Origin of the sequence: Streptomyces sp. NPDC052101 (assembly GCF_040680235.1) — a bacterium.
In the GTDB taxonomy this organism is placed as follows: domain Bacteria; phylum Actinomycetota; class Actinomycetes; order Streptomycetales; family Streptomycetaceae; genus Streptomyces.
Window position 1 is genome coordinate 86,668 of record NZ_JBFAWH010000018.1, and the last position, 26,510, is coordinate 113,177.

Sequence of the window (26,510 nt, forward strand, 5' to 3'; positions counted from 1 at the left end):
AAAAGGGCCGGCTGCGGCCACGGAGAGGGGGCCCGCATGCAGGCGGACGAGCTGCTGCTGCTCGTCGCGGGCGGTGACCAGAGAGCGTTCGAGGATCTGTACGCACTGGTGTCCGGGTCGGTGTTCGGGCTCGTACGACGGGTGGTGCGCGACCCCGCCCAGTCCGAGGAGGTCGCCCAGGAGGTGCTGCTGGAGGTGTGGCGCTCGGCCGCCCGGTTCGACCCGGGCCGGGGCAGCGCGCTGTCCTGGATCCTCACCCTCGCCCACCGTCGCGCCGTGGACCGGGTGCGCAGCGCCCGCGCGGCCGGCGAACGCGAGCAGCGGGAGGCCCTGCGCGCCGGGGAGCCCGCCTTCGACCAGGTCGCCGAGGAGGTCGAGGCCGGCATGGAGCGCGAGTGGGTGCGCCGCTGCCTGCGCCGGCTCACGGACCTGCAACGGCAGTCCGTGACCCTCGCCTACTACGACGGCTACACCTACCGTGAGGTGGCCGAGCGGCTCGCGCTGCCGCTCGGCACGGTCAAGACACGGATGCGTGACGGCCTCACCCGGCTCCGCGAGTGCCTGGGAGGCGCGGCATGAGCATCCTCGGCAAGCTGCTGCGCCGCGAGGACCTGCACTCCCTCGCCGCGCCCTATGCGCTCGACGCCCTGGAACCGGGGGAGCGGCGCCGGTTCGAGAAGCATCTGCGGGGCTGCGACCGTTGCGCCGCCGAGGTGCGGGAGCTGGCCGAGGACGCCGTGCGCCTCGCCTGGTCCACGGCCGCCCCGGCGCCCGCCGCGCTGCGCGAGCGGGTGCTGGCCGCCGTGCGCACCACCCCGCAGGACCAGACCACCCCGCAGGACCAGACCGCCGCGGCCGACCTGAGCGCCGCGGCCCGGGAGCGCTCGCCCCGGCTGCCACCGCATGTCTGGGGCACCCAGCCCCCGCCCGGACACTCCCATACGCGGCGCGGGCGCCCCCTGTTCGTGCCGTTCGCCACGGCCACCGCGGCGGCGGCCCTCGTCGTCGCCTCCCTCTTCGCCGTCCAGGCGCATCACACTCAAGACCGGCTCGAAGCGGAGCGGTCCCGGGCACGTGAGATCGCCCACGTTCTGGCCGCGCCCGACGCGCGCGCCGCCGCCGGCAAGGACGCGCGGGGCCGTGGTATCGGAGTGATCGCTTCCGCATCGGCGGGGGAAGCCGTCGTCACCCTCAGCGGATACGGCACCCCGCCCGACGGCCGTGTCCGCCAGCTCTGGCTCATGCGCCCCCGCGTGCAACCGCGCTCCCTCGGGCTCTTCGCGGGCGACACGCCCTTGGTCGCGAAGGGGCTCGACCCCTCTTCGACGTCACTCGCCGTAACCGTCGAGCCTGACGGCGGCTCAGCGCAGCCGACCAGCCAGCCCATTGTCCAACTCACCCTGAAATCGGTCGGATTCGGAGAGTAGTCAACGAGGGATGGTCAACAGCCTTGCGGGGAAGGTGAATCCTGTGGCCGCGATACACGCGTGCCCCGGTGGGGCGATAGGGTTACCCTGCCCGGGCCGGGTGGACTCGTACGGGTGGGGAGTGACATGGATCAGATAACAGTGCGCAGCAGGGCCAGGGTCCCTGCGATCACCTGCGGGAGCAGCGCGACCAGTTCGCGTCTGGACCGCCATCTGTCGGTGCTGGCGGGTCCCGCCATACCGCAGCAGAAGGCGGCCGAGGCGACCTCGCTGATGCTCGAGCTGACAGCGCGTGACACCGCGCACCAGCGCAGCGACCGGGGCAGGCGGGTCAGCCGCGTCTCGCTCTTCGCACCGCTGCGGCGGCTGCGACGTTCGCTGTTCGGCGGCCACTGAGCGGCCCGCGGGCGGCCGCCGAGCCGCCGCGCACCGAGCAGACGGCCCCCTGAGCCCTTCCGGGATGCCCGTGCTCAGGCCGCCACACCGTCCCGGCGCATCGCTGCGATCTCGTCGTCCGTCATCCCCACGGCATGCAGCAGCGCCCCGGTGTGCTGTCCGAGCGCGGGCACATCACCCATCCGTGCCTCGTCCCCGCCCGGCAGTGTGATGGGCGGCAGCAGCGCCTTCAACGGCCCGACCGGCGACCCCACCTCACGCCACCGCTCCCGGGCCGCCAGCTGCGGATGCTCGGCCAGTTCATGCACATCCCGCAGCCGGGCACAGGCGATACCCGCCTTCTCCAGCCGGGCCAGCGCCTCCTCGGCGTCCAGTGCGCCGAGCGCCCGCGCCACCAGCTCATCCGTCTTCTCCCGGTTCGCGACCCGTGACGCATTCGTGGCATACGTCGGATCCGCCCCCAATTCCGGGCGACCTATGACCTGTTCGGCCAGCCGCCGCCACTCCCGGTCGTTCTGCACCGACAGCAACACCCGCCCGCCGTCCGCCGTGGGATAGGCGTCGTACGGCGCGATGACAGCGTGCGCGAGTCCGGTGCGCGCCGGGGGCTCACCTCCGTGCATCGCATGGTGCAGGGGATGCCCCAGCCACTCGGCGAGCGCCTCCAGCATCGACACCTCCACCGGCCCGCCCCGTCCGGTCGTCCCCCGTCGCACCAGAGCCGCCAGGACACCCGAGAACGCGTACATGGCCGCCGCGATGTCCGCCGCCGGGACACCCGCTTTCACCGGCTGCTCCGGCGTCCCGGTCACCGACACGAGCCCCGCCTCGCACTGCACGAGCATGTCGTACGCCCGCTTGTCCGCGTACGGCCCGAAGGAGCCGTACCCGGAGATGTCCACGGCGATCAGCCGGGGATGCGCCGCGCACAGCGTGGCCGCGTCGAGACCGAGCCGGGCCGCCGCCCCGTGGGCGAGGTTCTGCACGAACACGTCCGCGTCCGCGATCAGCCGCCGTACGGCGTCCAGGCCGCGCGGGTCCTTCAGGTCCAGCGCGAGGGACTCCTTGCCGCGGTTGCACCACACGAAGTGCGAGGCGAGACCGCGGGCCGCCGTGTCGTAGCCGCGCGCGAAGTCGCCGCCGTCGACCCGCTCCACCTTGATGACCCTGGCCCCCAGGTCGGCGAGCTGCCGGGTCGCGAAGGGCGCGGACACGGCCTGTTCGACGGCGACGACGGTGATGCCCGCAAGGGGCAGCGGGAGATGATCCATGGGGTGGATGATCTCCCCTGACCGGCGGTTTTGTCAGCAGCCCGGCATCGCCCCCCGCGGTGCGCTCGTTCTGGATTGGTGGTCGTGGAGCAACTCGATCTGATCTCGGAGACCGTTGAAGCCGCTCGGGACCACGGCATCTCACTGTGGCTGCGCGGTGGCTGGGCGATGGACTTCTACCTCGGGGAGGTCACCCGGGAGCACGGGGACATCGACTGGTTCGCATGGGCCGGGGACTCGGCGCCCCTCGCCGAGATGCTGGTCCGTCTCGGGCACACGCCCGTGCCCGGACCTCCGCCCGACCTTCAGCTGGACTTCGTCAAGAACGGACTGGAGTGCAGTTTCACGCTGGTGGACCGGGATGCCGCGGGGCGGGTCGTGGTCGCCGGCGGGCCGTGGGCCGGGACCCCCTGGCCGGACGGCCTGCTGGATGCCGAGCCGGGGCGGGTCGGAGCCGTCGAGGCCGCGATCGTCAGCCCTCTCGCGCAGATCGAGATCAAGCGCATGATGCCCGTGTGGGATCCCTCCCGGCCGCGACGGGCGAAGGACGTGGCGGACATCGCGCGGCTGGAGGCGGCGCTGAGGCGGCGCTGAGGTGCCGCTAGAGCAGGGCGAACTGCCCCTCCGGGCCCTCCTCGTGGTGGTCAAGTACCGAGGCGGGGCGCCGGGCCGCGTCCGGTACGGGGAGGACGCCCGCCGATCGCAGGTCGGTCGCCGTGATCGCCGAGGTGACCTTCAACTCGGCCCGGCGCGGGCGCAGTTCCGCCAGCAGGGCCAGGACCGTGATCAGTTCCAGCAGCTCCGATGTCCAGGTCTGCGGCCAGGTCGCCGGGCGGATCGCGGTGAGGGTGCCCGGTTCGGGCGGGGCCGTGCGGGCCGTGAACCAGGACTCCAGGACGCGGGCTCCGGCCACCTCGAAGCCCCAGGCGCCGGGCGGGACGGGGGAGATGCGGCCCTCGTCGAGGTGGAGGGTCTCCTCGTCCGGGTCGTAGTGCAGGGTGAGGGGGCGGGCGGGCAGGGGCGCGCGGACGTAGGGGCGGCGGCCGCCCGGCAGCTTGGGGCGCTCGCCGTCGCGGCGCATCAGCCACAGGGTGCGGCGTCCCAGTTCGACGCCGGCCGACCACAGGTCGGGGTCGTCGGTGAGCGGCACGGTGAGGTCGGGGCCGGTGGCCGCGAGGATCCAGGAGACGACGTCCGCCGCGGTGGGGGCGCAGCCCAGGCGGTCGGCCAGGTGGGCCGTCAGACCCGTCGCGAGGTTGGGTTCCGTGCCGCCGGGGCGCCGGTACAGCGGGCGGATGCGGCCCGTGCGGAGCGTGGGGAGCAGGGAGGTGACCAGCAAGGGGTCGTCCCCGTCTCCCGTCTCCACCGCGAAGACCTGGTGCGCGTCCGCCACCCGCCACAACTCCGGCCGGGCGGTGTCGATCAGCCGGTGGTCCGGGATCAGCCACTGCTCGTCGAAGGGGGCCGCAAGGACGCGTACGGGATCCGCGCAGGGGCCCTCGGCGCGGGCCAGCCGCTCGGTGCCGGTGGACTGACCGGGCAGCTGGGCCACCGCGGAGCCGGTCGTGCGGGCACGGGTCGGCTCGAACAGGGCCTCCCGGTCGGGCCCTTCGGCCTTCAGCAGGGCGTCCCAGCGGGCCTTCAGGGAGCCGGGGTCGGGTGCCGCCGGCCAGGCGCGGCCCGGCCGCAGCGGTGCGACGGACCACGGCATGAGGTCCGCCAGCAGCGGAGCGTCGTCGTACGGCACGCAGGGCATCGTACGACCTGACCGGGACCCGGTATCAGGTCGCATCCAAGGTCACCGTGAAGGAGAAGCGGTCCCCCCGGTAATGGATCACCGCCACGTCCAGCACCCGGCCACCGCTGTCGTACGTCACACCCGTGTAGTGCAGGATCGGGCTGAGCAGCGGCACCTGGAGCAGCCGTGCCGTCTCCGGGTCCGCGAGCCGCGCCTCCACCGTGTCCGTGATGCGGCTGATGTCCGCCCCGACCACGTCCCGCAGCACCTTCGTCATCGGCCAGCGGACCAGGTCCTCCAGGTCGATGCGCGCGGCCAGTTCGGGCCGGATGTGGTTGACGGCGTGGTTGGTCGGCTCGCCGGTCTTCTCGTCGCTGCGGAGGCGGTGGTACGCCATCACCTCCGCGAGGTCGGGGAAGTACTCGGCGAGCCCGGCCGGCACGGGCACGCTGCCGTGGTCCAGCAGCTCGGTCGTCATCCCGGACTGCTGGGCCACGATCGCGTCCACCGAGCCCAGCAGCCGCACGGGCGCGCCGCGCCGCACATCGGGCTCGATGAACGTGCCGCGCCGCCGGTGGCGGCTGATCAGCCCCTCGTCCTCCAGCTCCTTCAGTGCCTGCCGCATCGTCAGCACGCTCACGCCGTAGTGCTCGGCCAGCTGCTCCTCCGTGGGCAGCCGCAGCGGGTCCTCGGGGGAGCGGCCGAGTATCGAGGCGCGCAGCGACTGTGACACCTGGTACCACAGCGGCAGCTTGCGGTTCAGGACGATCGAATCCGGAGCGAAGGAGGTCACGCGGCTATCCGTACCTGTCGATGAACGTGCGACGCAACAGCGGCGTCATGCGCGGAAGTGGCGCTGGAGCCCCTGCCACACATCGTCGTAGCGCCGCTGGAGGTGGTCCGCGCCTGCCGCGTGCCCGGTGAGCGTCACCGGCCAGCGGGTCTCGAACATGAACGCCAGACCGTCGTCGATCTTCTGCGGCTTCAGCTCCGCCGCGCTCGCCCTGTCGAAGGTCTCCCGGTCCGGGCCGTGCGCCGACATCATGTTGTGCAGCGAGCCGCCGCCCGGCACGAAGCCCTCCGCCTTGGCGTCGTACGCCCCCTCGATCAGGCCCATGTACTCGCTCATCACGTTCCGGTGGAAGTACGGCGGCCGGAACGTGTCCTCGCCCACCAGCCAGCGCGGGGCGAAGACGACGAAGTCGACGCCGGCCAGGCCCGGGGTGTCCGACGGGGAGGTCAGGACCGTGAAGATGGACGGGTCCGGGTGGTCGTAGGAGATGGTGCCGATCACATTGAAACGGCGAAGGTCATAGACATACGGCACATGGTTGCCGTGCCAGGCGACCACATCGAGCGGGGAGTGGTCGTAGGTGGCCGTCCAGAGGTTGCCGCAGAACTTGTTCACCACCTCCACCGGGCCCTCCGTCTCCTCGTACGCGGCGACCGGTGCCCGGAAGTCCCTGGCGTTGGCGAGCCCGTTGGCGCCGATCGGCCCGAGGTCGGGCAGCTGGAACGGCGCCCCATAGTTCTCGCACACATACCCTCGGGCGGATTCGTCGAGCAGCTCCACACGGAAGCGCACCCCACGCGGGATCAGCGCCACATGGGCGGGTTCCACATGCAGGCGGCCGAACTCGGTGTGCAGCAGCAGCCCGCCGCGCTCCGGCACGATCAGCAGCTCGCCGTCGGCGTCGGAGAAGACGCGCTCCATCGAGGCGTTGGCGTGGTACAGGTGCACGGCGACGCCGGTGCGCTGGGTGACGTCGCCGTTGCCGCCGAGCGTCCACAGGGCGGCGAGGAAGTCGGTGCCGGCCGGCGGCTCGGGCAGCGGGTTCCAGCGCAGCCGGTTGGGGTCGGGCACGGTCTCGGTGAACGGGGCCGTACGGATCGCGCCGTTGTCGGTGCGGGTGAACGCGGGATGCGCGGCCGAGGGGCGGATGCGGTACAGCCAGGAGCGGCGGTTGTGCGCGCGCGGCTCGGTGAACGCCGTACCGCTCAGCTGCTCCGCGTACAGCCCGAGCGGTGCCCGCTGCGGCGAGTTGCGGCCCTCGGGCAGGGCGCCCGGCACCGCCTCGGAGGCATGTTCATTGCCGAACCCGGACAGATACGACAGTGCCGCGGCGGTCTTCCGCGCGTCCCCGCTCATGATCGCTCCCTTGCGCTCCTGATTCCTATGTATCACCGTAGGAATAGGGTGGGGGTGGGCGCAAGAGGGCCAGGGGTACTCCGCCTGAGGGACTGCACAGGGCGGCAGGAACCCGACTTCAGGCGGATTCGGGAGACCGGAGCCCTGTTCTAGTCTCCTGGGCATGCCGAGGAGACCGTGGATCCGCAGGACGCTCGCCGCACTCGCGGCGGGCACGCTGCTGCCGCTCGGCGCGGCGGCCTGCACGACCGGGCACGCCCATGGCGGCACGGTCGCGTCCTCGCCGGTCGGCAAGGTCCTGGACGACACCGACGACACCGGCCGGCATCTGCGCGAGGTCGACAGGAAGAACGCGCCCGAGGTCGGCGTCGAGGTCGCCCCGCTCTCCGACGGCGGCTGGGACGTGCGGCTGACCTTCCGTCACTTCCGCTGCTCGGCACCCGGCATGAGGCCGGCGGCGACGACCGGGCGTGGGCTCGTGCACCTCCTCGTCGACGGCCGCGAGGTCACCCGGCTGCGCACCCCCGAGTACCACCTGCCCGACCGCCTCGTCCCGCACGGCACCCACCACGTCACCGCCCGGCTGTACGCCGACGACGGCACCGTGTGGGCCGTACGCGGCAAGCCGGTGCAGAGCACCGCCGACATAACGGTCTCGGACGCGGAGGCGGCCGAGCCCTCGACCGGCACGACGACCCTGGTCGCGGGGAAATGAGTGCACCGGACACACTTCTTCGTAGGGGAGGGCGAGGTTCACCGGACCGACGGGGGAGAGGCATCATGAAGTCCGTGCCCCATGCGACATCGCTCCGCCGCGCGCCCGTTCAGCGCCGCAGTGCCGAACGGCTGACCAGGATCCTCGACGCCTGCGCCGAACTCCTCGACGAGGTCGGCTACGACGCCCTGAGCACCCGCGCCGTCGCCCTGCGCGCCGGCGTCCCCATCGGCTCCGTCTACCGGTTCTTCGGCAACAAGCGGCAGATGGCCGACGCCCTCGCCCAGCGCAACCTGGAGCGGTACACCGAGCATGTCACCCGGCGGCTGCAGAAGGCGCACAAGGGTGACTGGCGGGCCGCGATGGACGCCGTCCTCGACGAGTACCTGGCCATGAAGCGCACCGCGCCCGGCTTCTCCCTGGTCGACTTCGGCAATCAGATACCGGTCGGCGCCCGGCACGCCGGGCCCAACACCCGCGTCGCCGACCTGCTCACCGAGCTGCTCTCCGGCTATCTCGACCGCACGCCCGACGACGACCTGCGCCGGGTCTTCCTGGTCGCCGTGGAAGCCGCGGACACCCTCGTCCAGCTGGCCTTCCGGACCGATCCGAACGGGGACGAGGCGATCATCACGGAGACCCGGGAACTGCTGCGGGCGTATCTGGGGCGCGTGCTCGACTGACGATCATCCGCAAGGCCTCCCCTCCATGCATACCGGTCGGTATGCTCGCTCCCGAGCCCGTCGTGCCGTCGCGCGCTCGCCCGGCATCGCCGCCGACCCTCCGGGAGGACCCGTGTCCCGCACCGCCCTGCGTATCTGCCCCCTGTGCGAGGCCACCTGCGGCCTGACCCTCACCGTCGAGGGCACCCGTGTCACCGGCGCCCGCGGTGACCGCGAGGACGTCTTCAGCAAGGGGTTCATCTGCCCCAAGGGGGCCTCCTTCGCCGCCGTGGACGCCGATCCCGACCGGCTGCGCACCCCGCTCGTCCGCCGGGACGGCGCACTGCGCGAGGCCACCTGGGAGGAGGCCTTCGACGCGGTCGCCGCCGGTCTGCGCCCGGTGCTGGAGGCCCACGGCCCGAACGCCGTCGGCGTGGTCCTCGGCAACCCCAACGTGCACACCGTGGCCGGCGCCCTCTACCCGCCCGTCCTCCTCGCCGGCCTGCGCACCCGCAGCCTGTTCACCGCCTCCACGGTCGACCAGATGCCCAAGCACGTCTCCAGCGGACTGCTCTTCGGCGACGCGAACGCCATCCCCGTACCGGATCTGGACCACACCGACCACCTGCTGCTCATCGGCGCCAACCCGCTGGAGTCCAACGGCAGTCTGTGCACCGCCCCCGACTTCCCCGGCAAGCTCAAGGCGCTCCGGGCCCGCGGCGGACACCTGACCGTGGTCGACCCGCGCCGCACCCGCACCGCGAGGCTCGCCGACCGGCACCTGGCGATCCGCCCCGGCACCGACGCCCTGCTGCTCGCGGCGATGGCACACACTCTCTTCGCGGAGGACCTGGCCGACCTCGCCCACCTCGCCCCGCACGTCCAGGGCCTCGACGAACTCCGGGCAGCCCTGGGCGACTTCACCCCCGAAGCCGTCTCGGGTGCCTGCGACATCGACGCGGACCTCATCCGTCTCCTCGCCCGCGAACTCGCCGCCGCCCCCACCGCCGCCGTCTACGCCCGCATCGGCAGCTGCACCGTCCCGCACGGCACCCTCGCCAGCTGGCTGGTGGACGTCCTCAACATCCTCACCGGCAACCTGGACCGGACCGGCGGCGCCCTCTTCCCGCAGGCCGCCACCGACAAGACGCCCCGACCGGCGGGCCCCGGGCGCGGCTTCGCGCTCGGCCGCTGGCACTCACGGGTACGGCAACTTCCCGAGGCCAAGGGAGAGCTGCCGCTCTCCGCGCTCGCCGAGGAGATCGACACCGCCACCGAGGAGGGCGAGCCGGTCCGCGCGCTGATCGCCGTGGCCGCCAACCCGGTGCTGTCCGCGCCCGACGGCGACCGCCTCGACAAGGCCCTGGACTCCCTGGACTTCATGGTCAGCGTGGACCCGTACCTCAACGAGACCTCGCGCCACGCCCACGTCGTGCTGCCCCCGCCCCCGCCCTCCCAGAGCCCGCACCACGACTTCGCCTTCAACACCCTCGCGGTGCGCAACCAGGTCCGCTACACCCGCCCCGCCGTCCCGCTGGAGCCCGGCCGGATGGCCGAGAGCGAGATCCTCGCCCGGCTGGTCCTCGCGGCCACCGGCATGCACGGCGCCGACCCCGCCGCCGTCGACGCCATGGTCATCGACCAGACCCTCGGCAAGGCCGTACAGGAGAAGCACTCCCCGGTGTACGGCCGTGACCCGCGCGAACTCGCCGCGCAGCTCACCGGCGAGACCGGTCCCGAGCGGCGGCTGGACATGATGCTGCGCCTCGGCCCGTACGGCGACGGCTTCGGCGCCCGGCCCGACGGGCTGACCCTCGCCCGGCTGCTCGCCCACCCGCACGGCATCGACCTCGGCCCGCTGCGCCCGCGTCTGCCGCAGCCGCTGAAGACCGCGAGCGGCAAGGCCGAGCTGCTGCCCGGCCCCATCGCCGCCGACCTGCCCCGGCTCCGCCAGGCCCTGCACGAGCGGCCCGCGGGACTCGTCCTGGTCGGCCGCCGCCATCTGCGCTCCAACAACAGCTGGATGCACAACGTGCCCGCCCTCACCGGCGGCTCCAACCGCTGCACCCTGCACATCCACCCCGAGGACGCGGCCCGGCTCGGCGTCCTGGACGGGGCGGACGTACGGGTGAAGGGCGCCGGGGGAGAGGTCGTCGCGCCCGCCGAGGTCACCGACGCCGTACGGCCCGGAGTGGTGAGCCTGCCGCACGGCTGGGGCCACGACCGCCCCGGCACCCGCCTCGGCCACGCCGCCACCGCACCCGGAGTCAACGTCAACCAGCTCCTCGACGGCAGCCTGCTGGACCCGCTCTCGGGCAACGCCGTCCTGAACGGCATCCCCGTCCAGCTCGCCGCAAGCCGGCCCCAGGGGCCGGAGCGGAGCTAGGGGCAGGGCCGAACGCGTTCCGGATTGCGCCGCACGAGCGATCTCTGACGGCGCGCCGGGTGTCGGTTCGTACGGGATGGCGTGTATGGAGCACAGTCAGTCGAAAGAACGATTTGTATGAAAATCGTCTGACTCGGAGGAATGTGCATGGCCACCACGACCTCACCACGTGCCTTCGGCTCCCGTGCGGGCGCCACTGTCGTCCTCACCGCCCTCGCCGCGGTGGGTGCGTCGTGGGTGGCGGCGCCCAACGCGGCGGCCCAGGGGGAGAACGGCGACATCAGGGTGCACAGCGTGGGCGTGCCCTACGGGGTGTCGAAGGACGAGCCGACGGTCTGCAAGTTCTACCTGGACGCCGTCAACTTCGACATCCTGCCGAACATCGCCTACATCATCCAGGCCCAGCCCCCGCTGCCCACCGCCGCCACCATCACCGGCATCATCCAGTTCGCCGGCGGCGCCGGACACACCGACGCGATCGGCCTGACCGACGGGCAGTACAAGCTCACCTGGGTCGCGGCGGGCGCCGTCAAGGAGAAGCTCTTCCGCGTCAACTGCCACGACCACGACCACGACCACGATCACAACGACGGGGCGCACGGTCCGAACGGGCAGATCGAGGACCACCAGGACCATCAGGACCACCGGGACCACGAGCGGCAGGACGGCCCGGGCTGGGGCAGGGGGGACCGCGACGATCCCCCGAGGGGCGGTGTGCACGCGGGCGGGGGCGGTCTCATCGACATGGCCGCCGCCTACTCGCCGGTGGCCGCCGCGGGTGCCGTGGGCCTGATCGCGGTCGGCGGTGCCGTGTACATCCGGCGCAGCCGCCGGCGGCCTCATGGCGCCGCGTAGGCGCAGACGCAGGCCCTGGCACCGGACCCGCGCCTACCGCCTCACCAGGACGGCCCTGCTGGTGACCGTCCTGGTGGCGATGGGGAACCGGTGCGGGTGGCACGGCGGGCACGCCGGGGCCGACGGCCCCGACGCGGTGGCGGCCGCCGGCGGGGAGGGCGCGAGCGGGGAGAAGCCCTGCGAGCCCCCTCCCGGGCCCCCGCCCGCTCCGCTGCCCCGGTCCCGGCCGACGTCCTTCCGTATCCCCTCCCTGGGGGTCGAGGCCCCGATCGCGGCCCTGGGGCTCGATGGGGAACGGCAGTTGGAGACCCCGCCCGTCGGCGAACCCAAGCTGGTCGGCTGGTATCAAAGGGGCCCCACGCCGGGCGAGTCCGGCACCGCGATCGCGGTCGGCCACCGGGACACGCTGACCGGCCCGGCCGTCTTCGCCGCGCTCGCCCAGATCAAGCCCTGCAAGCTCATCGAGGTCGGGCGCGCCGACGGCCGTACCGCCGTCTACACCGTGGACCGGATGAAGGTCTACGACAAGGCGAGCTTCCCGGACAAGGAGGTCTACGGCCGCGTCCAGCGGCCCGAACTGCGCGTGCTGACCTGCGGCGGCCTCTACAGCCGGCGCACGGGCTACACCAGCAACGTGGTGGTCTTCGCCCACCTCACCGCGACCAGGTGACGCGATAAGGGCGGCCCCGTGTCGTCTCCCCGACGGCCCCGGCGATGATGTCCTCGTGCATCCGCCGTCCACTGGTACGTCTGGCGCCGAAAAACTATCGCCGCTAGTTTGTGTCCCGGACGACGCGGATCCGCCGGGAGGAAGCAGCATGAAGGCACACGACGGCCTGTACATCGACGGCGCCTGGCGCCCCGCCGAGAGCACGGAAGTCATCGAGGTCGTGAACCCCGCCGACGAGCAGGTCATCGCCCGGGTACCGGCCGGCGGCGCCCTGGACGTGGACACCGCCGTCCGTGCGGCCCGCGCCGCCCTCCCGGCCTGGGCGGCCACACCGCCGGCCGAACGCGCCGCACGCCTCGCCGCCCTCCGGGACCTCCTCGTGGCCCGCAAGGACGAGATCGCCGAGACGGTCACCGCCGAACTGGGCGCCCCGCTGCCGTTCTCCCAGGCCGTGCACGCGGCCGTGCCGATCGCGGTCGCCGGCTTCTACGCCGAGCTGGCCGCCACCCACTCCTTCGAGGAGAAGGTCGGCAACTCCACCGTCCTGCACGAGCCGATCGGCGTGGTCGGCGCGATCACCCCGTGGAACTACCCCCTCCACCAGATCGTCGCCAAGGTCGCACCGGCGCTCGCCGCGGGCTGCACGGTCGTCCTCAAGCCCGCCGAGGACACCCCGCTCACCGCCCAGCTGTTCGCCGAGGCCGTCCACGAGGCGGGCGTACCGGCCGGCGTGTTCAACCTGGTCACCGGCCTCGGCCCGGTCGCTGGCCAGGCCCTCGCCGAGCACCCCGGCGTGGACCTGGTCTCCTTCACCGGCTCCACCGCGGTCGGCAAGGAGATCGGCGCGGTGGCCGGCGCGGCCGTGAAGAAGGTGGCCCTCGAACTCGGCGGCAAGTCCGCCAACGTCATCCTGCCGAGCGCCGACCTCGCCAAGGCCGTCAACGTGGGCGTCGCCAACGTGATGTCCAACTCCGGCCAGACGTGCAGCGCCTGGACCCGCATGCTGGTCCACCGCGACCGGTACGAGGAGGCCGTCGAGCTGGCCCGGACGGCCGCCGCCAAGTACGGCGACCGCATCGGCCCGGTGGTCAGCGCCAAACAGCAGGCCAGGGTGCGCGGTTACCTGGAGAAGGGCATCGCCGAGGGCGCCCGCCTGGTCACCGGCGGCCCCGAATCCCCGCACGACAAGGGCTACTTCATCAGCCCCACGGTCTTCGCGGACGTGACCCCGGAGATGACCATCGCCCAGGAGGAGATCTTCGGCCCGGTCCTGTCGATCCTGAAGTACGACGACGAGGACGACGCCCTGCGCATCGCCAACGGCACGGTGTACGGTCTCGCGGGCGCCGTCTGGGCCGCTGACGAGGCCGAGGCCGTGGCCTTCGCCCGGCGCATGGACACCGGCCAGGTCGACATCAACGGCGGCCGGTTCAACCCCCTCGCCCCCTTCGGCGGCTACAAGCAGTCCGGAGTCGGCCGCGAACTCGGCGCGCACGGGCTCACCGAGTACCTCCAGACCAAGTCCCTCCAGTTCTAAGGAAGTACGCGACCCATGGCCGTACGAGCCGCCGTCCTGCCCGCCATCGGCGCCCCCCTGGAGATCGCTGGCATCGACCTGCCCGACCCCGGCCCCGGACAGGTCCGCGTCCGCCTCGCCGCCGCCGGTGTCTGCCACTCCGACCTGTCCCTGTCCGACGGCACCATGCGGGTACCGGTCCCGGCCGTCCTCGGTCATGAGGGCGCCGGCACGGTGGTGGCCGTCGGTGAGGGTGTCACCCACGTCGCCGAGGGCGACCCCGTCGTCCTCAACTGGGCCCCGTCCTGCGGACGGTGCCCCGCCTGCGCGCGCGGCGAGGTCTGGCTGTGCGGCAACGCCCTGAACGGCGCCGCCGACGTCTACGCCCGCACCACCGACGGCACCGAGCTGCACCCCGGCCTGAACGTGGCCGCGTTCGCCGAGGAGACGGTCGTCTCCGCGTCCTGCGTGCTGCCCCTGCCCGAAGGGGTGCCGCTGGTGGACGCCGCCCTCCTCGGCTGCGCCGTCCTCACCGGCTACGGCGCCGTCCACCACGCGGCGAAGGTCCGCCAGGGCGAGACGGTGGCCGTCTTCGGCGCCGGCGGAGTCGGCCTCGCCACCCTCCAGTCGGCCCGCATCGCGGGCGCGTCCCGGATCATCGCCGTGGACGTGTCACCGGAGAAGGAAGAGCTGGCCAGGGCGGCAGGCGCGACGGACTACGTCCTCGCCTCCGACACCACCCCGCGGGAGATCCGCAACCTCACCGGCAAGCAGGGCGTCGACGTCTCCATCGAGTGCGTGGGCCGCGCGGTCAGCATCCGTGCCGCCTGGGACTCCACCCGCCGGGGCGGCCGCACGACGGTCGTCGGCATCGGCGGCAAGGACCAGGAGGTCACCTTCAACGCCCTGGAGATCTTCCACTGGGGCCGCACCCTGTCCGGCTGCGTCTACGGCAACACCGATCCCGCCCGCGACCTGCCGGTGCTCGCCGAACACGTACGCGCGGGCCGCCTGGACCTCTCCGCGCTGGTCACCGAGCGGATCGCCCTCGAAGGCATCCCGGCCGCCTTCGAGAACATGCTCGCGGGCAAGGGCGGCCGGGCCCTGGTCGTGTTCTGACGTCGCCTCAGGTGACCTTCTCGGGTCGCGGCTCTTCTCCGGCCGCGACCCGGACCGTCCGGCCGCCGCGCGCCCGGGACCGCGACACCGCCACACCCGCGAGACACAGCACCCCGCCGGCCAGCGTGAGCACACCCGGCACCTCGCCGAGCACCAGCCAGGACATCAGCACCACCAGCGCGGGCACGGCGTACGTCGTCGCGCCCATCCGGCTGGCGGTCGTACGGGCGAGGGCATAGGCCCAGGTCGTGAAGGCGAGGGCGGTGGGGAAGACGCCCAGGTAGGCCATGGAGAGGGTGGCCGACAGGGGTGCGTGGGCGCTCTGGTGCGCCAGCTGCCCGGCGAACGGCAGACAGCCCACGGCGCCGACCAGGCACCCGAACGTCGTCACCTGCAACGCGCTCGCGCGCCCCAGAGCGGGCTTCTGGGCGACGACCCCGCCGGCGTACGCCACCGCGGCGAGCAGACACAGCGCCACACCGAGCACGGAGCCCCCGCCGCCGGACATCGACAGCCCCACGGTCACCGCGCCCGCGAACGACACCGCCATCCCGGCCAGCAGCCGCGGCGGCATCGGGTCACCGAGCAACCGGGCACCGAGCAGCGCGATGAGCAGCGGACCGACGTTCACGACGAGGGCCGCCGTGCCCGCGTCCACCTGCTGCTCGCCCCAGTTCAGGACGACCATGTAGAGCCCGAACCACAGCACCCCGGACACCAGGATCCCGGGCCAGGCCCCCCGCGGCGGCAGCCCCTCCCTGCGTATGGCCCAGATGACTGCGAGCGTGACGGCACCGGCCAGCAGCCGGCCGAGGGCCAGCGCACCGGGGGAGTAGGCCTGGCCGGCACTCCGGATCGCCACGAAGGCGGAGGCCCAGAGGACCACGGAGACACAGGCCGCGCCCGCTGCGAGCAGCTGTTCACGGCTCCGGTTGGCGTTCATCATGCTCCCGAGGCTAGGTAGGGGTTGCGATCTGGGCTGGCGGAAATCGGACCGTTCACCGCAGCTCTTCCGGCGGGATGCCGAGCCGCGCGGAGAACTCTCGCTTCCCCGACGGAGTCACCTTCACCGCCCGCTCCGACCCGATCCGCACGACCCACCCCGCGTTCAGCACATGCCGGCACAGCGCGGCCCCCGCCGCCCCCGCGAGGTGCGGCCGCCGCTCGGTCCAGTCCAGGCACGCACGGGCCAGCGGACGCCGACTCGACACCTCCAGGGCGATCCCCGCCGCGCGGAACCACTCCACGCCCGCGTCCGTGAGCGCGAACCCGGTGTCCCGCCGCAGCAGCCCCCTGAGGGCCAGCGCGTCCGTGACCGTGATCCCGAGCCGCCCGGCGAGATGGTCGTAACAGGTGCGGCCGCGCGCCATCGCGGAACCGGCACTCGATTCCCGCAGCGTCCGCGGAGGGCGCCGCACCGCCGCCGGAGGCAGGTGTGCGGCGAGGTCCTCGACGAGCCCCGCCGCCCGTGCGTCGGCCAGCCGCACATACCGGTGCCGTCCCTGCCGTTCCTCCGTGAGCAGGCCCCCGGCCACCAGCTTGCCCAGGTGCGCACTGAGCGTCGACGCGGCGACCCCGGCGTGCCGGGCCAGCTCACCGGCGGTCCAGGCCCGCCCGTCGAGCAGCGCCAGCAGACACGCGGCCCGGGTCTCGTCGGCGAGCAGGGAGGCGAGCGCGGCGAGAGCGGCGGCCCGGGAGTCCTTGGCGGTCATGTGTCCCAGCATGTGGCACGGACACTTCGGCGCCCACCGAATTATCGCTGCACGCTCTGCCGTACCTGCTCGTACTGCTGGGCGAGCCCGTCCAGCAGGGCCGTCAGCCCCGTCTCGAAGGCCCGCTCGTCGATCTTCTCCTGCTGCTCGGCGAGCAGATGGGCCTGGCCGAGGTGGGGATAGTCGGCGGGGTCGTACGCGCTCGCGTCGTCCACGAAGCCGCCGGCGAACGAGCCGAGCGCCGAGCCCATGATGAAGTACCGCATCAGCGCGCCGATCGAGGTCGCCTGGGCCGGCGGCCAGCCCGCTTCGACCATCGCGCCGTACACCGCGTCCGCCAGGCGCAGCGCGGCGGGACGGCGTCCCGGGCCCCGGGCGAGGACCGGGACGATGTTCGGGTGCTCGCGCAGGGCGGCCCGGTAGGAGACGGCCCAGTCGTGCAGCGCGGTCCGCCAGTCGCGGCCGTCCTCGAACATCGACAGGTCGACCAGGCCGCTCACCGAGTCGGCGACCACCTCCAGGATCTCGTCCTTGGTGCGGAAGTGGTTGTAGAGCGAGGGCCCGCTCACCCCCAGCTCGGCGGCGAGCCGGCGGGTGGACACGGCCGCCAGGCCCTCCCGGTCCACGAGTTCCCGGGCCGTGGCGACGATCCGGTCGGTGCTGAGGAGGGGCTTGCGCGGTCGGGCCATGGCGCACATAGTAGGGCTGCGAACAGAAACTAGCAGTGCTAATTTAAATGTACGGCTTTCAAGATCCATCCGGTGTGGATCCATCTGGTGTGGGGTGATCGCGTGGTGAACCTGGAGCTGAGCGAGGAGCAGGCCGCCGTACGGCAGCTCGCCCGGGCCTTCGTGGAGCGCGAGATCGCCCCGCATGTCGTGGAGTGGGACCGGGCCGAGGAGGTCGACCGGAGCATCGTGAAGAAGCTCGGCCAGGTCGGCTTCCTCGGGCTGACCGTCGACGAGGAGTACGGCGGCTCCGGGGGCGACCATCTCGCGTACTGCCTGGTCACCGAGGAGTTGGGGCGTGGCGACTCCTCCGTGCGCGGCATCGTGTCCGTGTCCCTCGGGCTCGTCGCCAAGACCATCGCCGCCTGGGGCGACGAGGCGCAGAAACGGCGCTGGCTGCCGGGGCTGACCGCGGGCGCGTACGTCGGCTGCTTCGGCCTCACCGAACCCGGCACCGGCTCCGACGCGGGCAACCTGACCACCCGTGCCGTACGCGAGGGCGACGACTACGTCATCAACGGCACGAAGATGTTCATCACCAACGGGACCTGGGCGGACGTCGTCCTGCTCTTCGCGCGCTCCACCGAAGCCCCCGGCCACAAGGGCGTCAGCGCCTTCCTCGTGCCCACCGACACGCCCGGCCTGACCCGCCGCACCATCCACGGCAAGCTCGGCCTGCGCGGCCAGGCCACCGCCGAGCTGGTCCTTCAGGACGTGCGGGTGCCCGCCTCGGCGCTGCTGGGGGAGGAGGGCAAGGGCTTCTCCGTCGCCATGTCGGCGCTGGCCAAGGGGCGGATGTCGGTGGCCGCGGGCTGCGTCGGCATCGCCCAGGCGGCGCTGGACGCGGCCGTGCGGTACGCGGGAGAGCGCGAGCAGTTCGGCAGGCCGATCGCCCATCACCAGCTGGTGCAGGAGCTGATCAGCGACATCGCCGTCGACGTGGACGCCGCCCGGCTGCTCACCTGGCGGGTCGCCGACCTGATCGACCGCGGGCAGCCGTTCGCCGTCGAGTCCTCCAAGGCCAAGCTGTTCGCCTCGGAGGCTGCCGTCCGCGCCGCCAACAACGCCCTGCAGGTCTTCGGCGGCTACGGCTACATCGACGAGTACCCGGCCGGCAAACTCCTGCGCGACGCCCGCGTGATGACCCTCTACGAGGGCACCAGCCAGATCCAGAAGCTGCTCATCGGCCGCTCCCTGACCGGGGTTTCGGCGTTCTGAGCATCTGAGTACACCCCTGAGTACTTCGGCGGATGTGGCGCGGGCCACGTCCGCCGATGCTCTTCTGCATGAGTGACACACCGGTCAAGCAGCAGAGCACGGCCGCCTTCTACGGCCAGGCCGTCGCCTCCTTCGCGGTCGCCATGTCCGCCACCGCCATCGGCATCTACCAGCTGGACACCAGCGCCTGGGTCCGGGGCTTCCTCGCGATCGCGGTCCTGTACCTCGTCACCTCCGCCTTCACGCTCGCCAAGGTGATCAGGGACCGGCAGGAGGCGGGGCAGATCGTGAGCCGGGTCGACCAGGCGCGGCTGGAGAAGCTCCTCGCCGAGCACGACCCCTTCGAGAAGATCTGAGCAGGCATGCTAAGCGCTCGCTCACCGTCGGCGGTATGGTGGTGCTCCTGTCACGGAGAGGGGCCAGCGAGCGATGAGTACGGCGGAGGAGACGACCGGCGGCGAAGTGGAGCCGTGGGAACAGGTCACCCCTGACGCGGCCCGGCGGCTGCTCGTCGCCGCCGTGGAGGCCTTCGCCGAGCGCGGCTACCACGCGACGACCACCCGCGACATCGCGGGCCGCGCCGGCATGAGCCCGGCCGCGCTCTACATCCACTACAAGACCAAGGAAGAGCTGCTCCACCGGATCAGCCGGATCGGTCACGACAAGGCCCTCGACATCCTGCGCACGGCGGCGCGGCGCGAGGGCACCGCGAAGGAGCGGCTGGCCGATGCGGTCAGCTCCTTCGTCCGCTGGCACGCGGGCCGGCGCACCACCGCGCGGGTCGTGCAGTACGAACTCGACGCCCTCGGCCCCGAGGCCCGCGCCGAGATCGTCGCGCTGCGCCGCCAGGTCGACGCCGAGGTGCGCGGGATCATCGAGGAGGGCGTGGCCTCGGGCGAGTTCGACGTGCCGGACGTCCACGGCACCACCCTCGCCGTGCTGTCGCTGTGCATCGACGTGGCCCGCTGGTTCACCGTGAACGGCCCGCGCACCCCCGAGGAGGTCGGCGCGCTCTACGCCGACCTCGTGCTCCGGATGGTCGGGGCGGAGTAGGGCCCCTGGCGCAGGGGTCCTGCGGCGCCCTGGCTCAGAGGTAGTACCGGGACACCGACTCCGCGACGCACACCGGCTTGTCGCCGCCCTCGCGCTCCACGGTGAAGGCGATGCTCACCTGGACACCGCCGGTGACGTCCTCCACACCGGTGATCCTCGCGGTGGCGCGCAGCCGGGAGCCGACGGGGACGGGGGCGGGGAAGCGGACCTTGTTCGTGCCGTAGTTCACGCCCATCCTCACGCCCTCGACCCGGATCAGCTGCGGGCCGAAGAGCGGGAGCAGGGAGAGCGTGAGATAGCCGTGCGCGATGGTGGTCCCGAAGGGACCCGCCGCCGCCTTCTCCGGATCCACGTGGATCCACTGGTGGTCGCCGGTGGCCTCGGCGAACAGGTCGATGCGCTTCTGGTCGACCTCCAGCCAGTCGGTGTACCCCAGCTGCTCGCCGACGGCGGCCTTCAGCTCGTCGGGGGAGGTGAAGGTCCTCGGTTCTGCCATGATCCCGGCCTCTCGCTCGCGTCTCTAAGCAACTGCTTAGCATGGTCGGGTCCGGGGCGCCTGTCAACGGACCGGCACGCCCCGGTCCGCCGGACAGGCTCTAGGCTCTGGGGAGTGCCCAAGATTCCCGAGACGATCCATGAGCTGACCGTCGGCCAGGTGTCCGCGCGCAGCGGCGCCGCTGTCTCCGCCCTGCACTTCTACGAGTCCAAGGGCCTGATCAGCAGCCGCCGCACGACCGGCAACCAGCGGCGCTACGGCCGCGACACCCTGCGCCGGGTCGCCTTCGTCCGCGCGGCGCAGCGGGTGGGCATCCCGCTGGCCACGATCCGGGACGCCCTGGCGGAGCTGCCGGAGGAGCGGACACCGACGCGGGAGGACTGGGCGCGGCTGTCCGAGAGGTGGCGCGCGGAACTCGACGAACGCATCAAGCAGCTGAACCGTTTGCGCGACCACCTGACCGACTGCATCGGGTGCGGCTGCCTCTCCCTGGACAACTGCGTCCTCTCCAACCCGGACGACGTGTTCGGCGAACGGCTGACGGGGTCGCGGCTGTTCGCGGAGGGGCGCTGAGACTCGGCCAGGGGACGCCGCGGCCTCACTCGTACTCGGTGCCGCCCTTGCGCGTCAGATACGCCGGGCTCACCGCCTTGGCGATCGCCCGGCCCCCGGTCACCGCGCTGTACCGCTCCACGGCCGGCCGTATCACCACGCCCTCCCGCAGATGCAGCCCCCGCCCCGACACCGTCTCCCGGCCGCTCGCGAACTCCAGCACCCGCTCGATGTCGTACGGCCCCGCGTACAGCCGGGGAACCACCGGCAGCTCCCCCTCCAGCAGCTGAGCCGCGTCCAGCCAGCGCACGGTGCCGTCGATCTCCGCCGAGACGTCGAACGCCGCGTACCCGAGTGTCTCCCGCCGACCGTCGGCGCCGTACGACAGGTCCTGCACCCCGGCGCCGTAGACCTCCCCGAAGATGCCGACCCGTGTGGCGCCCAGCCGCGCGCAGAGCCTCGCCGCCGCCTCGGCGACGCCGTGCCCCCGCATCGCCCGCCAGTACAGGTTCCGCGGATCCTCCTTCAGAGCCAGGGACTTGGCGCCGAAGCCCTTGGAGGACACGTACACCCGGCCCTCCTCGGCGACGTACGTCAGCAGGCAGGCCGAGCCGTGGAGCTTCTCCGTCAGGACGACCGGCTCGCCCGGCGCGAAGATGTCCGGGTAGCGCTGGACGTTCTCGATGTCGACCCACGGCAGCAGGCCGGGCGCGGACTCCACCTCGCCGTTCATGGTCGGCGGGATCGGCGGCACCCACTTGGTGATGCCCAGCCGCTCGGCGAAGTCCGTGCCGTCGGTCGCCGCCCGCGCCAGGTCGACGTCCGCGAGTGCCTTCGGCCGGCACACGATGCCCTGCGACAGCTCGCCGCGCAGCCGCACCGCCCTGACCCGGTTGGCCTCACCGCCCGCCAGCCGCCCGGTCAGGCCCAGCTCCTCGATCAGCCCGGGCGGGAGCACGGACTGCTCGGGGATGTAGACGGCGACCTCACCGGTGCGGTACGCGCCCTTGGCGACAACGGCTCGGTACAGGCCCACCTGGGCCAGCTCCAGCGCATCGGCGTTCGGATGCTCGTGGACGGTCAGCACTTCGGCGGTGACGCGCAGCGTCGACATCACAACTCCTCGGGTGTGCGGGCACATCGATGCCCGTCAGACGTGTTTCATCACCTCCAACTGTCCGCACGGGAAAGCGGTGGAGCGACCGGATTCGGGCCTGCTAACGTCGTGATCTCGGCCCTGGAGGCGTTCGTCCTCGCCCGGTGGCGGGCGGCTCGGCCTGCCCTACGGCGACCGCTGCAAATGACCCGTACTGGACCCGCCCCTCGGCCACCAACTGGGAGTTTCCGGAAGCCCGTTGGCCGTTGGGCAGGAACAGGGTGTCCTCCAGGCCGATCCGGGTCGCGAGGCCCAGCCGTCCGGCCAGCCGCAGCACCGGCCAGCTGCCGCCCTCCTCGCCGTGCAGCAGGACCGGCCGCGCGAACGCCTCCCCGAGGCCGGCCAGCAGGGCCCGCGCCGAGGCCTCGGCGGTCGCCGGGTCCGGGTCGGTCACCTCCGCCAGCACGCGCAGCACCCTCGGCCCGAGGGGCGAGGCCGCGAACCGGGCCGCGCCGTCGGTGCCGGACCAGATGCCCGCCTCGACGCCCACGCCCAGGGCGAGCAGCTGTGCGGCGACCGCTTCGGCGCCCGGCTCATGCCAGTTGACGGAGGCGAAGTCGGGCAGCACCGACCAGCTTCGTATCCGGGCGAGCCTCGCTGCCGGATCGGGCTCCGCCCAGGCTCCGGTCGTCACCCCGACCGGCACCGCCACCCGCGCCCGGATCGCCTCCAGCACCGGGGTGAGGACGCGCGGGGAGAGGCTGTCGTGCCCGCACGGCGTCTTCGGGTGGACATGGATCTGCGTGGCCCCGGCCGCGACCGCCTCCGCCGCGGAACGCGCCATGTCCTCGGGTGACATGGGAACGGCGGCGCTGTCCGCCGGGGATCGGCGGCCGTTCAGGCAGGCCTGCATCGCGCTCCTCCTCGAAGTGCCGTATGCCGTGGTGCCGCGATGGGGCGTCGGTCGCCTGCCCCGCCTTCATGGCTGATCGCTCCCCCGAGTCCCGGCTTCGCTCGAACCCGGGGGGACCCTCATCGCGGCGGAGCCGCGCATCGATACAGCCCCGCCAGGGTGCGGCATCCCCCAGCGCACCCCAAGGATCCCCCAAGGAACCCCCCAACACTCAGGCCGACACCAGCAGTTGCCCCCGCCTCGCGGATGCCAGGGCCTGTGGAGTGAGCACGGGGCGGGGGACGAGTATCCCGCAGTCCGTGCAGACCGGGCCGGACGACGGCTCGTGGTCCAGGCCGTAGCGCCAGATCAGTCGGTACCCGCCGCACACCGGGCAGCCCGAGCCCGGTTCATGGTTCAGCGCGGCGATCAGCCGGCGCAGCACCTCGCCCAGCGGCTCGCCGGGGTGGACCCGTGGGTCGTCGCACCAGGCGACCCCGAAGCCGCCCCAGGTCAGCCGGTGCCAGTCGTCCACGCTGCCCGGCCGGCGCAGCCCGTCGTGCTTCTCCTTCCTGCGCCGCTCGGTGAAGTCGGTCTCATAGGCGAGCCAGACGGACCGCGCCTCCTCCAGCTCCTCCAGCGCGGCCACGAGCCGCACCGAGTCGGGGGAGCGGTCCTCGGGGCCGAAGCCCGCCCGGGAGCACAGATGGTCCCAGGTCGCCCGATGCCCGTAAGGGGCGAATTTCTCAAGGCACTTGCGCAGTGAGTATCGCCGTAGTGCCAGATCGCAGCCCGGGTCGCGTACCTGTCTCGCCAGACTCCGGAAACCGGCCATCGCCCTGCACCTCCGTCACACCTGCACCTGCACTTCGGTCACTTCGGCGTCGTCGCACGGACGTCGCCGAATAGACGTATCGACAGGTGATTCGGCTCCATCTCTTCTCGCGGTCTTCTCGTGCGCTCTACTCGCCGACTCCAAAAGTGACGCATGTTCACCTTTAAACCTGGGGATACCGGCGGTAACGTTCGGCCACCCCTGTCGCTAGGAGCCGCCATGCCACGGCGAACCCCACGTACCGCCCTTGACAGACTGAGAACGTCCCGCCGCTTCAGCGGGTTCCTGAAGACCGCGTCGATATGCGTACTCGTCGGCGGACTTCTCTCCCCGCTCACCCGGACCGCGGCCGCCGCCGAGGCCATCGCCTCGAACGACTACTGCGGCGGCCAGTGTTCGGACATCCTGCCGCCCGGCGAGAACGGCAACGCGACGCTCGCGCAGATCCTGCTCAACCAGGCCTTCGGCACCCAGCCCTCGCACGCCGAGGACCAGCTCGGCCCGTACGCCAAGCTCGCCACCGGCTATTCCGGCCTGACCGACTCGACGATCAACAACTTCTTCAACGACTCCTCGTTCGGCGTCCCGTCCGACCAGGTCGCCTCCTCCGAGAAGCCCGGCGGGCGCGGCGATGTGACGATCGTCCGGGACAAGAAGTCCGGTGTGCCCCACATCACCGGTACGACCCGGTACGGCACCGAGTACGGCGCCGGTTACGCGGCGGCCGAGGACCGGCTGTGGCTGATGGACGTCTTCCGGCACGTCGGCCGCGGCCAGCTGACCTCCTTCGCCGGCGGCGCGGCCGCCAACCAGGGCCTTGAGCAGGAGTTCTACCGCAACGCGCCGTACACCGAGGCCGACCTGCAGGCGCAGATCGACAACGCGGTGGCGAAGAACGGCGCCCGCGGTCAGCAGGCCCTGGCCGACGCCAATGCCTACCTCGCCGGCATCAACGCCTATATCGACGCCTCGGACAGCGGCCGTTACTTCCCCGGCGAGTACGACCTGACCGGCCACAAGGACCCGATCACCAACTCCGGGACCATTGACCACTTCAAGATCACCGACCTGGTCGCACTGGCCTCCGTCATCGGCTCGCTGTTCGGCTCCGGCGGAGGCGGTGAGGTCAACAACGCCCTCTCGCTGATGGCCGCACAGTCCAAGTACGGTGTCGAGGAGGGCACCAAGGTCTGGGAGTCCTTCCGCGAGCGCAACGACCCCGAGGCCGTCCTGACCGTCCACGACGGCGAGAGCTTCCCGTACGGCACCAAGCCCGCAGACGCGAAGGGCGAGGCCCTGCCCGACGCCGGCTCGGTCACCCAGGAACCGCTCGTCTACGACCGCACGGGCAGCGCGGGCACGGCGGCCGCCAAGAGCACCTCCGCCACCGCGGCGAAGACCACGCTCGGCTCGGCCAGGCGCGGGATGTCCAACGCGCTCGTCGTGAGCGGCAAGTACACCGCCAGCGGGCATCCGATCGCCGTCTTCGGGCCGCAGACCGGCTACTTCGCCCCGCAGCTGCTCATGCTCCAGGAGATCCAGGGCCCGGGCATCAGCGCGCGCGGCGCCTCCTTCGCGGGGCTGAGCATGTACGTCGAACTCGGCCGCGGCCAGGACTACTCGTGGTCCGCGACCACCTCCGGCCAGGACATCATCGACACCTACGCCGTCGAACTGTGCCAGGACGACTACCACTACCTGTACCACGGCACCTGTACGGCCATGGACAAGGTCGAGCAGAAGAACGCCTGGTCGCCGACCACGGCCGACGGCACGCCGGCGGGGTCGTACACGATGCGGGTGTGGCGCACGAGGTACGGGCCGGTGGAGTACCGCGCGACCGTCGGCGGCAAGAAGGTCGCCTACACCACGCTGCGCTCCTCGTATCTGCACGAGGCCGACTCGATCATCGGCTTCCAGATGCTGAACGACCCCGACTTCGTCAAGGGCCCGAAGGACTTCCAGAGCGCGGCCCAGCACATCAACTACACCTTCAACTGGTTCTACGCCGACTCCCAGCACACCGCGTACTACAACAGCGGTGACAACCCGGTGCGGGCGGCCGGCGTCGACTCCGAGTTCCCGGTCTGGGCCCAGCCCGCGTACGAGTGGCAGAACTGGGACCCGGCCACCAACACCGCCGACTACACCCCGGCCTCCGCCCACCCCAACTCCGTCGACCAGGACTACTACGTCTCCTGGAACAACAAGCAGGCCAAGGACTACACGACCGCGTCCTGGGGCGACGGCTCCGTGCACCGCGGCAATCTGCTGCAGGACCGGGTGAAGAAGCTGGTCGCGGCGGGCGGGGTGACCCGCAGCAAGCTGGTGCAGGCCATGGCCGACGCGGCCGTCGCCGATCTGCGTGCCGAGGATGTGCTGCCGAAGCTGCTCAAGGTGGTCGACTCCTCGACGGTGACCGACCCCACGGCCGCCGACGCGGTGAAGAAGCTCCAGGCGTGGGTGGACGCGGGGGCGGGGCGCACGGAGACGTCCGCCGGTTCCAAGACCTACGCCGACGCCGACGCGATCCGCATCCTGGACGCCTGGTGGCCGCTGCTGGTCAAGGCGGAGTTCGAACCGGGCCTCGGCAGCGATCTGTACACCGCCTTCACCGGCAACCTGTCGATCGACGAGGCCCCGTCCGCCGGACACGGCCCGACCGGCTCGCATGCCGGAAGCTCCTTCCAGTACGGCTGGTGGAGCTATGTCGACAAGGACATCCGGGCGGTGCTCGGGGAGAACGTGCAGGGCGGGCTCGCCGAGAAGTACTGCGGCGGCGGCAGCCTCAGCGCCTGCCGGGACATCCTGATCGGCACCCTGAAGACGGCTGCCGGCACCGGCGCGTCGACGGTCTACCCCGGGGACTCCCTGTGCTCGGCGGGCGACCAGTGGTGCGCCGACTCGATCGTCCAGCGCACCCTGGGCGGCATCAAGCACTACAACATCAGCTGGCAGAACCGGCCGACCTTCCAGCAGGTGGTCGAGTACACATCACACCGGTAGGCCGGCGGTCGTTGGCGG

General features: G+C 72.1%; 27 protein-coding genes. 16 read left to right on the forward strand and 11 right to left on the reverse strand.

From position 1 onward, the window contains the following. Positions 1-36: 36 nt before the first annotated feature. The 3 genes from AB0L75_RS28970 to AB0L75_RS28980 all read left to right on the forward strand — a co-directional run bounded on the left by AB0L75_RS28970 (position 37) and on the right by AB0L75_RS28980 (position 1,823). Positions 37-579 (forward strand): sigma-70 family RNA polymerase sigma factor, encoded by a 543-nt coding sequence (locus tag AB0L75_RS28970; RefSeq protein WP_365186497.1) that lies wholly within the window; start codon positions 37-39, stop codon positions 577-579. Next, the gene (locus AB0L75_RS28975) at positions 576-1,427 is read left to right on the forward strand and encodes an anti-sigma factor (RefSeq protein WP_365186499.1); all 852 of its coding nucleotides are present in this window, start codon (positions 576-578) and stop codon (positions 1,425-1,427) included. Before AB0L75_RS28970 ends, AB0L75_RS28975 begins: the two co-directional genes overlap by 4 nt. A 126-nt stretch (positions 1,428-1,553) precedes the next feature. Then, positions 1,554-1,823, forward strand: a complete 270-nt coding sequence (locus AB0L75_RS28980) for a hypothetical protein (RefSeq protein ID WP_365186501.1) — start codon at positions 1,554-1,556, stop codon at positions 1,821-1,823. A 74-nt stretch (positions 1,824-1,897) separates the two neighbouring features. Here the strand turns inward: AB0L75_RS28980 and AB0L75_RS28985 are convergent, their stop codons facing one another. Beyond that, on the reverse strand, positions 1,898-3,094 hold the full coding sequence (locus tag AB0L75_RS28985) for a CaiB/BaiF CoA-transferase family protein (protein WP_365186504.1): 1,197 nt from the start codon (positions 3,092-3,094) through the stop codon (positions 1,898-1,900). Positions 3,095-3,178: 84 nt separating this feature from the next. Between AB0L75_RS28985 and AB0L75_RS28990 the strand changes: the two genes are divergently transcribed. Beyond that, entirely contained in the window at positions 3,179-3,688 is a 510-nt protein-coding gene (locus AB0L75_RS28990) for an aminoglycoside adenylyltransferase (RefSeq protein WP_365186506.1), read from the forward strand. A 7-nt stretch (positions 3,689-3,695) separates the two neighbouring features. Here AB0L75_RS28990 and AB0L75_RS28995 read toward each other — a convergent pair whose 3' ends face one another. From AB0L75_RS28995 to hmgA, 3 genes are read right to left on the reverse strand one after another with little or no spacing between them, the layout of a single operon-like run. Continuing rightward, positions 3,696-4,850: a type ISP restriction/modification enzyme gene (locus AB0L75_RS28995; RefSeq protein ID WP_365186509.1), complete on the reverse strand. Its 1,155-nt coding sequence runs from the start codon at positions 4,848-4,850 to the stop codon at positions 3,696-3,698. A gap of 25 nt (positions 4,851-4,875) precedes the next feature. Then, positions 4,876-5,625, reverse strand: coding sequence for a GntR family transcriptional regulator (locus AB0L75_RS29000; protein ID WP_365186511.1), 750 nt, complete (start codon positions 5,623-5,625; stop codon positions 4,876-4,878). A gap of 45 nt (positions 5,626-5,670) precedes the next feature. Next, positions 5,671-6,981 (reverse strand): homogentisate 1,2-dioxygenase, encoded by a 1,311-nt coding sequence (gene hmgA / locus AB0L75_RS29005; protein WP_365186514.1) that lies wholly within the window; start codon positions 6,979-6,981, stop codon positions 5,671-5,673. 163 nt (positions 6,982-7,144) lie between these two features. On the opposite strand from hmgA, the gene AB0L75_RS29010 reads away from it, so the two are divergent. The 7 genes from AB0L75_RS29010 (at position 7,145) to AB0L75_RS29040 (ending at position 14,904) form a co-directional block, all read left to right on the forward strand. Next, complete coding sequence (locus tag AB0L75_RS29010; protein WP_365186517.1) at positions 7,145-7,696, forward strand: hypothetical protein; 552 nt, start codon at positions 7,145-7,147, stop codon at positions 7,694-7,696. Positions 7,697-7,761: 65 nt separating this feature from the next. Next, positions 7,762-8,379, forward strand: a complete 618-nt coding sequence (locus AB0L75_RS29015) for a TetR/AcrR family transcriptional regulator (RefSeq protein WP_365186520.1) — start codon at positions 7,762-7,764, stop codon at positions 8,377-8,379. Between the two features lie 112 nt (positions 8,380-8,491). Then, positions 8,492-10,744, forward strand: coding sequence for a molybdopterin oxidoreductase family protein (locus tag AB0L75_RS29020; protein WP_365186523.1), 2,253 nt, complete (start codon positions 8,492-8,494; stop codon positions 10,742-10,744). 147 nt (positions 10,745-10,891) lie between these two features. Then, positions 10,892-11,599 carry a hypothetical protein gene (locus tag AB0L75_RS29025; protein ID WP_365186526.1) on the forward strand — a complete coding sequence of 236 codons (708 nt, stop codon included), beginning with the start codon at positions 10,892-10,894 and terminating at the stop codon, positions 11,597-11,599. Continuing rightward, positions 11,586-12,269: a class F sortase gene (locus tag AB0L75_RS29030; protein ID WP_365186529.1), complete on the forward strand. Its 684-nt coding sequence runs from the start codon at positions 11,586-11,588 to the stop codon at positions 12,267-12,269. Before AB0L75_RS29025 ends, AB0L75_RS29030 begins: the two co-directional genes overlap by 14 nt. A 148-nt stretch (positions 12,270-12,417) precedes the next feature. After that, entirely contained in the window at positions 12,418-13,806 is a 1,389-nt protein-coding gene (locus AB0L75_RS29035; RefSeq protein WP_365186532.1) for an aldehyde dehydrogenase family protein, read from the forward strand. A gap of 15 nt (positions 13,807-13,821) precedes the next feature. Further along, positions 13,822-14,904, forward strand: coding sequence for a Zn-dependent alcohol dehydrogenase (locus tag AB0L75_RS29040; protein WP_365186535.1), 1,083 nt, complete (start codon positions 13,822-13,824; stop codon positions 14,902-14,904). 7 nt (positions 14,905-14,911) lie between these two features. Here the strand turns inward: AB0L75_RS29040 and AB0L75_RS29045 are convergent, their stop codons facing one another. From AB0L75_RS29045 to AB0L75_RS29055, 3 genes are read right to left on the reverse strand one after another with little or no spacing between them, the layout of a single operon-like run. Further along, positions 14,912-15,850 (reverse strand): DMT family transporter, encoded by a 939-nt coding sequence (locus AB0L75_RS29045; RefSeq protein ID WP_365186538.1) that lies wholly within the window; start codon positions 15,848-15,850, stop codon positions 14,912-14,914. Between the two features lie 52 nt (positions 15,851-15,902). Next, on the reverse strand, positions 15,903-16,616 hold the full coding sequence (locus tag AB0L75_RS29050; RefSeq protein WP_365186541.1) for a winged helix-turn-helix domain-containing protein: 714 nt from the start codon (positions 16,614-16,616) through the stop codon (positions 15,903-15,905). 41 nt (positions 16,617-16,657) lie between these two features. After that, entirely contained in the window at positions 16,658-17,305 is a 648-nt protein-coding gene (locus tag AB0L75_RS29055; protein ID WP_365186543.1) for a TetR/AcrR family transcriptional regulator, read from the reverse strand. Positions 17,306-17,410: 105 nt separating this feature from the next. Here AB0L75_RS29055 and AB0L75_RS29060 point away from each other — a divergent pair, with 105 nt between their 5' ends. From AB0L75_RS29060 to AB0L75_RS29070, 3 genes are all read left to right on the forward strand, one after another. Further along, entirely contained in the window at positions 17,411-18,562 is a 1,152-nt protein-coding gene (locus tag AB0L75_RS29060) for an acyl-CoA dehydrogenase family protein (protein ID WP_365186692.1), read from the forward strand. A 68-nt stretch (positions 18,563-18,630) separates the two neighbouring features. Then, entirely contained in the window at positions 18,631-18,918 is a 288-nt protein-coding gene (locus AB0L75_RS29065; RefSeq protein ID WP_069783954.1) for a YiaA/YiaB family inner membrane protein, read from the forward strand. A 73-nt stretch (positions 18,919-18,991) separates the two neighbouring features. Then, a complete protein-coding gene (locus tag AB0L75_RS29070) occupies positions 18,992-19,615 on the forward strand; it encodes a TetR/AcrR family transcriptional regulator (RefSeq protein WP_365186547.1) in 624 nt (207 codons plus the stop codon). 34 nt (positions 19,616-19,649) lie between these two features. On the opposite strand, the gene AB0L75_RS29075 is transcribed toward AB0L75_RS29070, so the two are convergent. Further along, a complete protein-coding gene (locus tag AB0L75_RS29075; RefSeq protein ID WP_365186549.1) occupies positions 19,650-20,111 on the reverse strand; it encodes a MaoC family dehydratase in 462 nt (153 codons plus the stop codon). A 114-nt stretch (positions 20,112-20,225) separates the two neighbouring features. Here AB0L75_RS29075 and soxR point away from each other — a divergent pair, with 114 nt between their 5' ends. Beyond that, a complete protein-coding gene (gene soxR / locus AB0L75_RS29080; RefSeq protein ID WP_365186551.1) occupies positions 20,226-20,684 on the forward strand; it encodes a redox-sensitive transcriptional activator SoxR in 459 nt (152 codons plus the stop codon). A gap of 25 nt (positions 20,685-20,709) precedes the next feature. Here the strand turns inward: soxR and AB0L75_RS29085 are convergent, their stop codons facing one another. From AB0L75_RS29085 to AB0L75_RS29095, 3 genes are all read right to left on the reverse strand, one after another. Beyond that, complete coding sequence (locus tag AB0L75_RS29085; protein ID WP_365186554.1) at positions 20,710-21,777, reverse strand: RNA ligase (ATP); 1,068 nt, start codon at positions 21,775-21,777, stop codon at positions 20,710-20,712. 103 nt (positions 21,778-21,880) lie between these two features. Continuing rightward, positions 21,881-22,672, reverse strand: a complete 792-nt coding sequence (locus tag AB0L75_RS29090; RefSeq protein WP_365186557.1) for a 3-keto-5-aminohexanoate cleavage protein — start codon at positions 22,670-22,672, stop codon at positions 21,881-21,883. A gap of 211 nt (positions 22,673-22,883) precedes the next feature. Beyond that, positions 22,884-23,486 (reverse strand): hypothetical protein, encoded by a 603-nt coding sequence (locus tag AB0L75_RS29095; protein ID WP_365186560.1) that lies wholly within the window; start codon positions 23,484-23,486, stop codon positions 22,884-22,886. A gap of 219 nt (positions 23,487-23,705) precedes the next feature. Between AB0L75_RS29095 and AB0L75_RS29100 the strand changes: the two genes are divergently transcribed. Further along, positions 23,706-26,492 carry a penicillin acylase family protein gene (locus AB0L75_RS29100; RefSeq protein ID WP_365186563.1) on the forward strand — a complete coding sequence of 929 codons (2,787 nt, stop codon included), beginning with the start codon at positions 23,706-23,708 and terminating at the stop codon, positions 26,490-26,492. Positions 26,493-26,510: the final 18 nt, after the last annotated feature.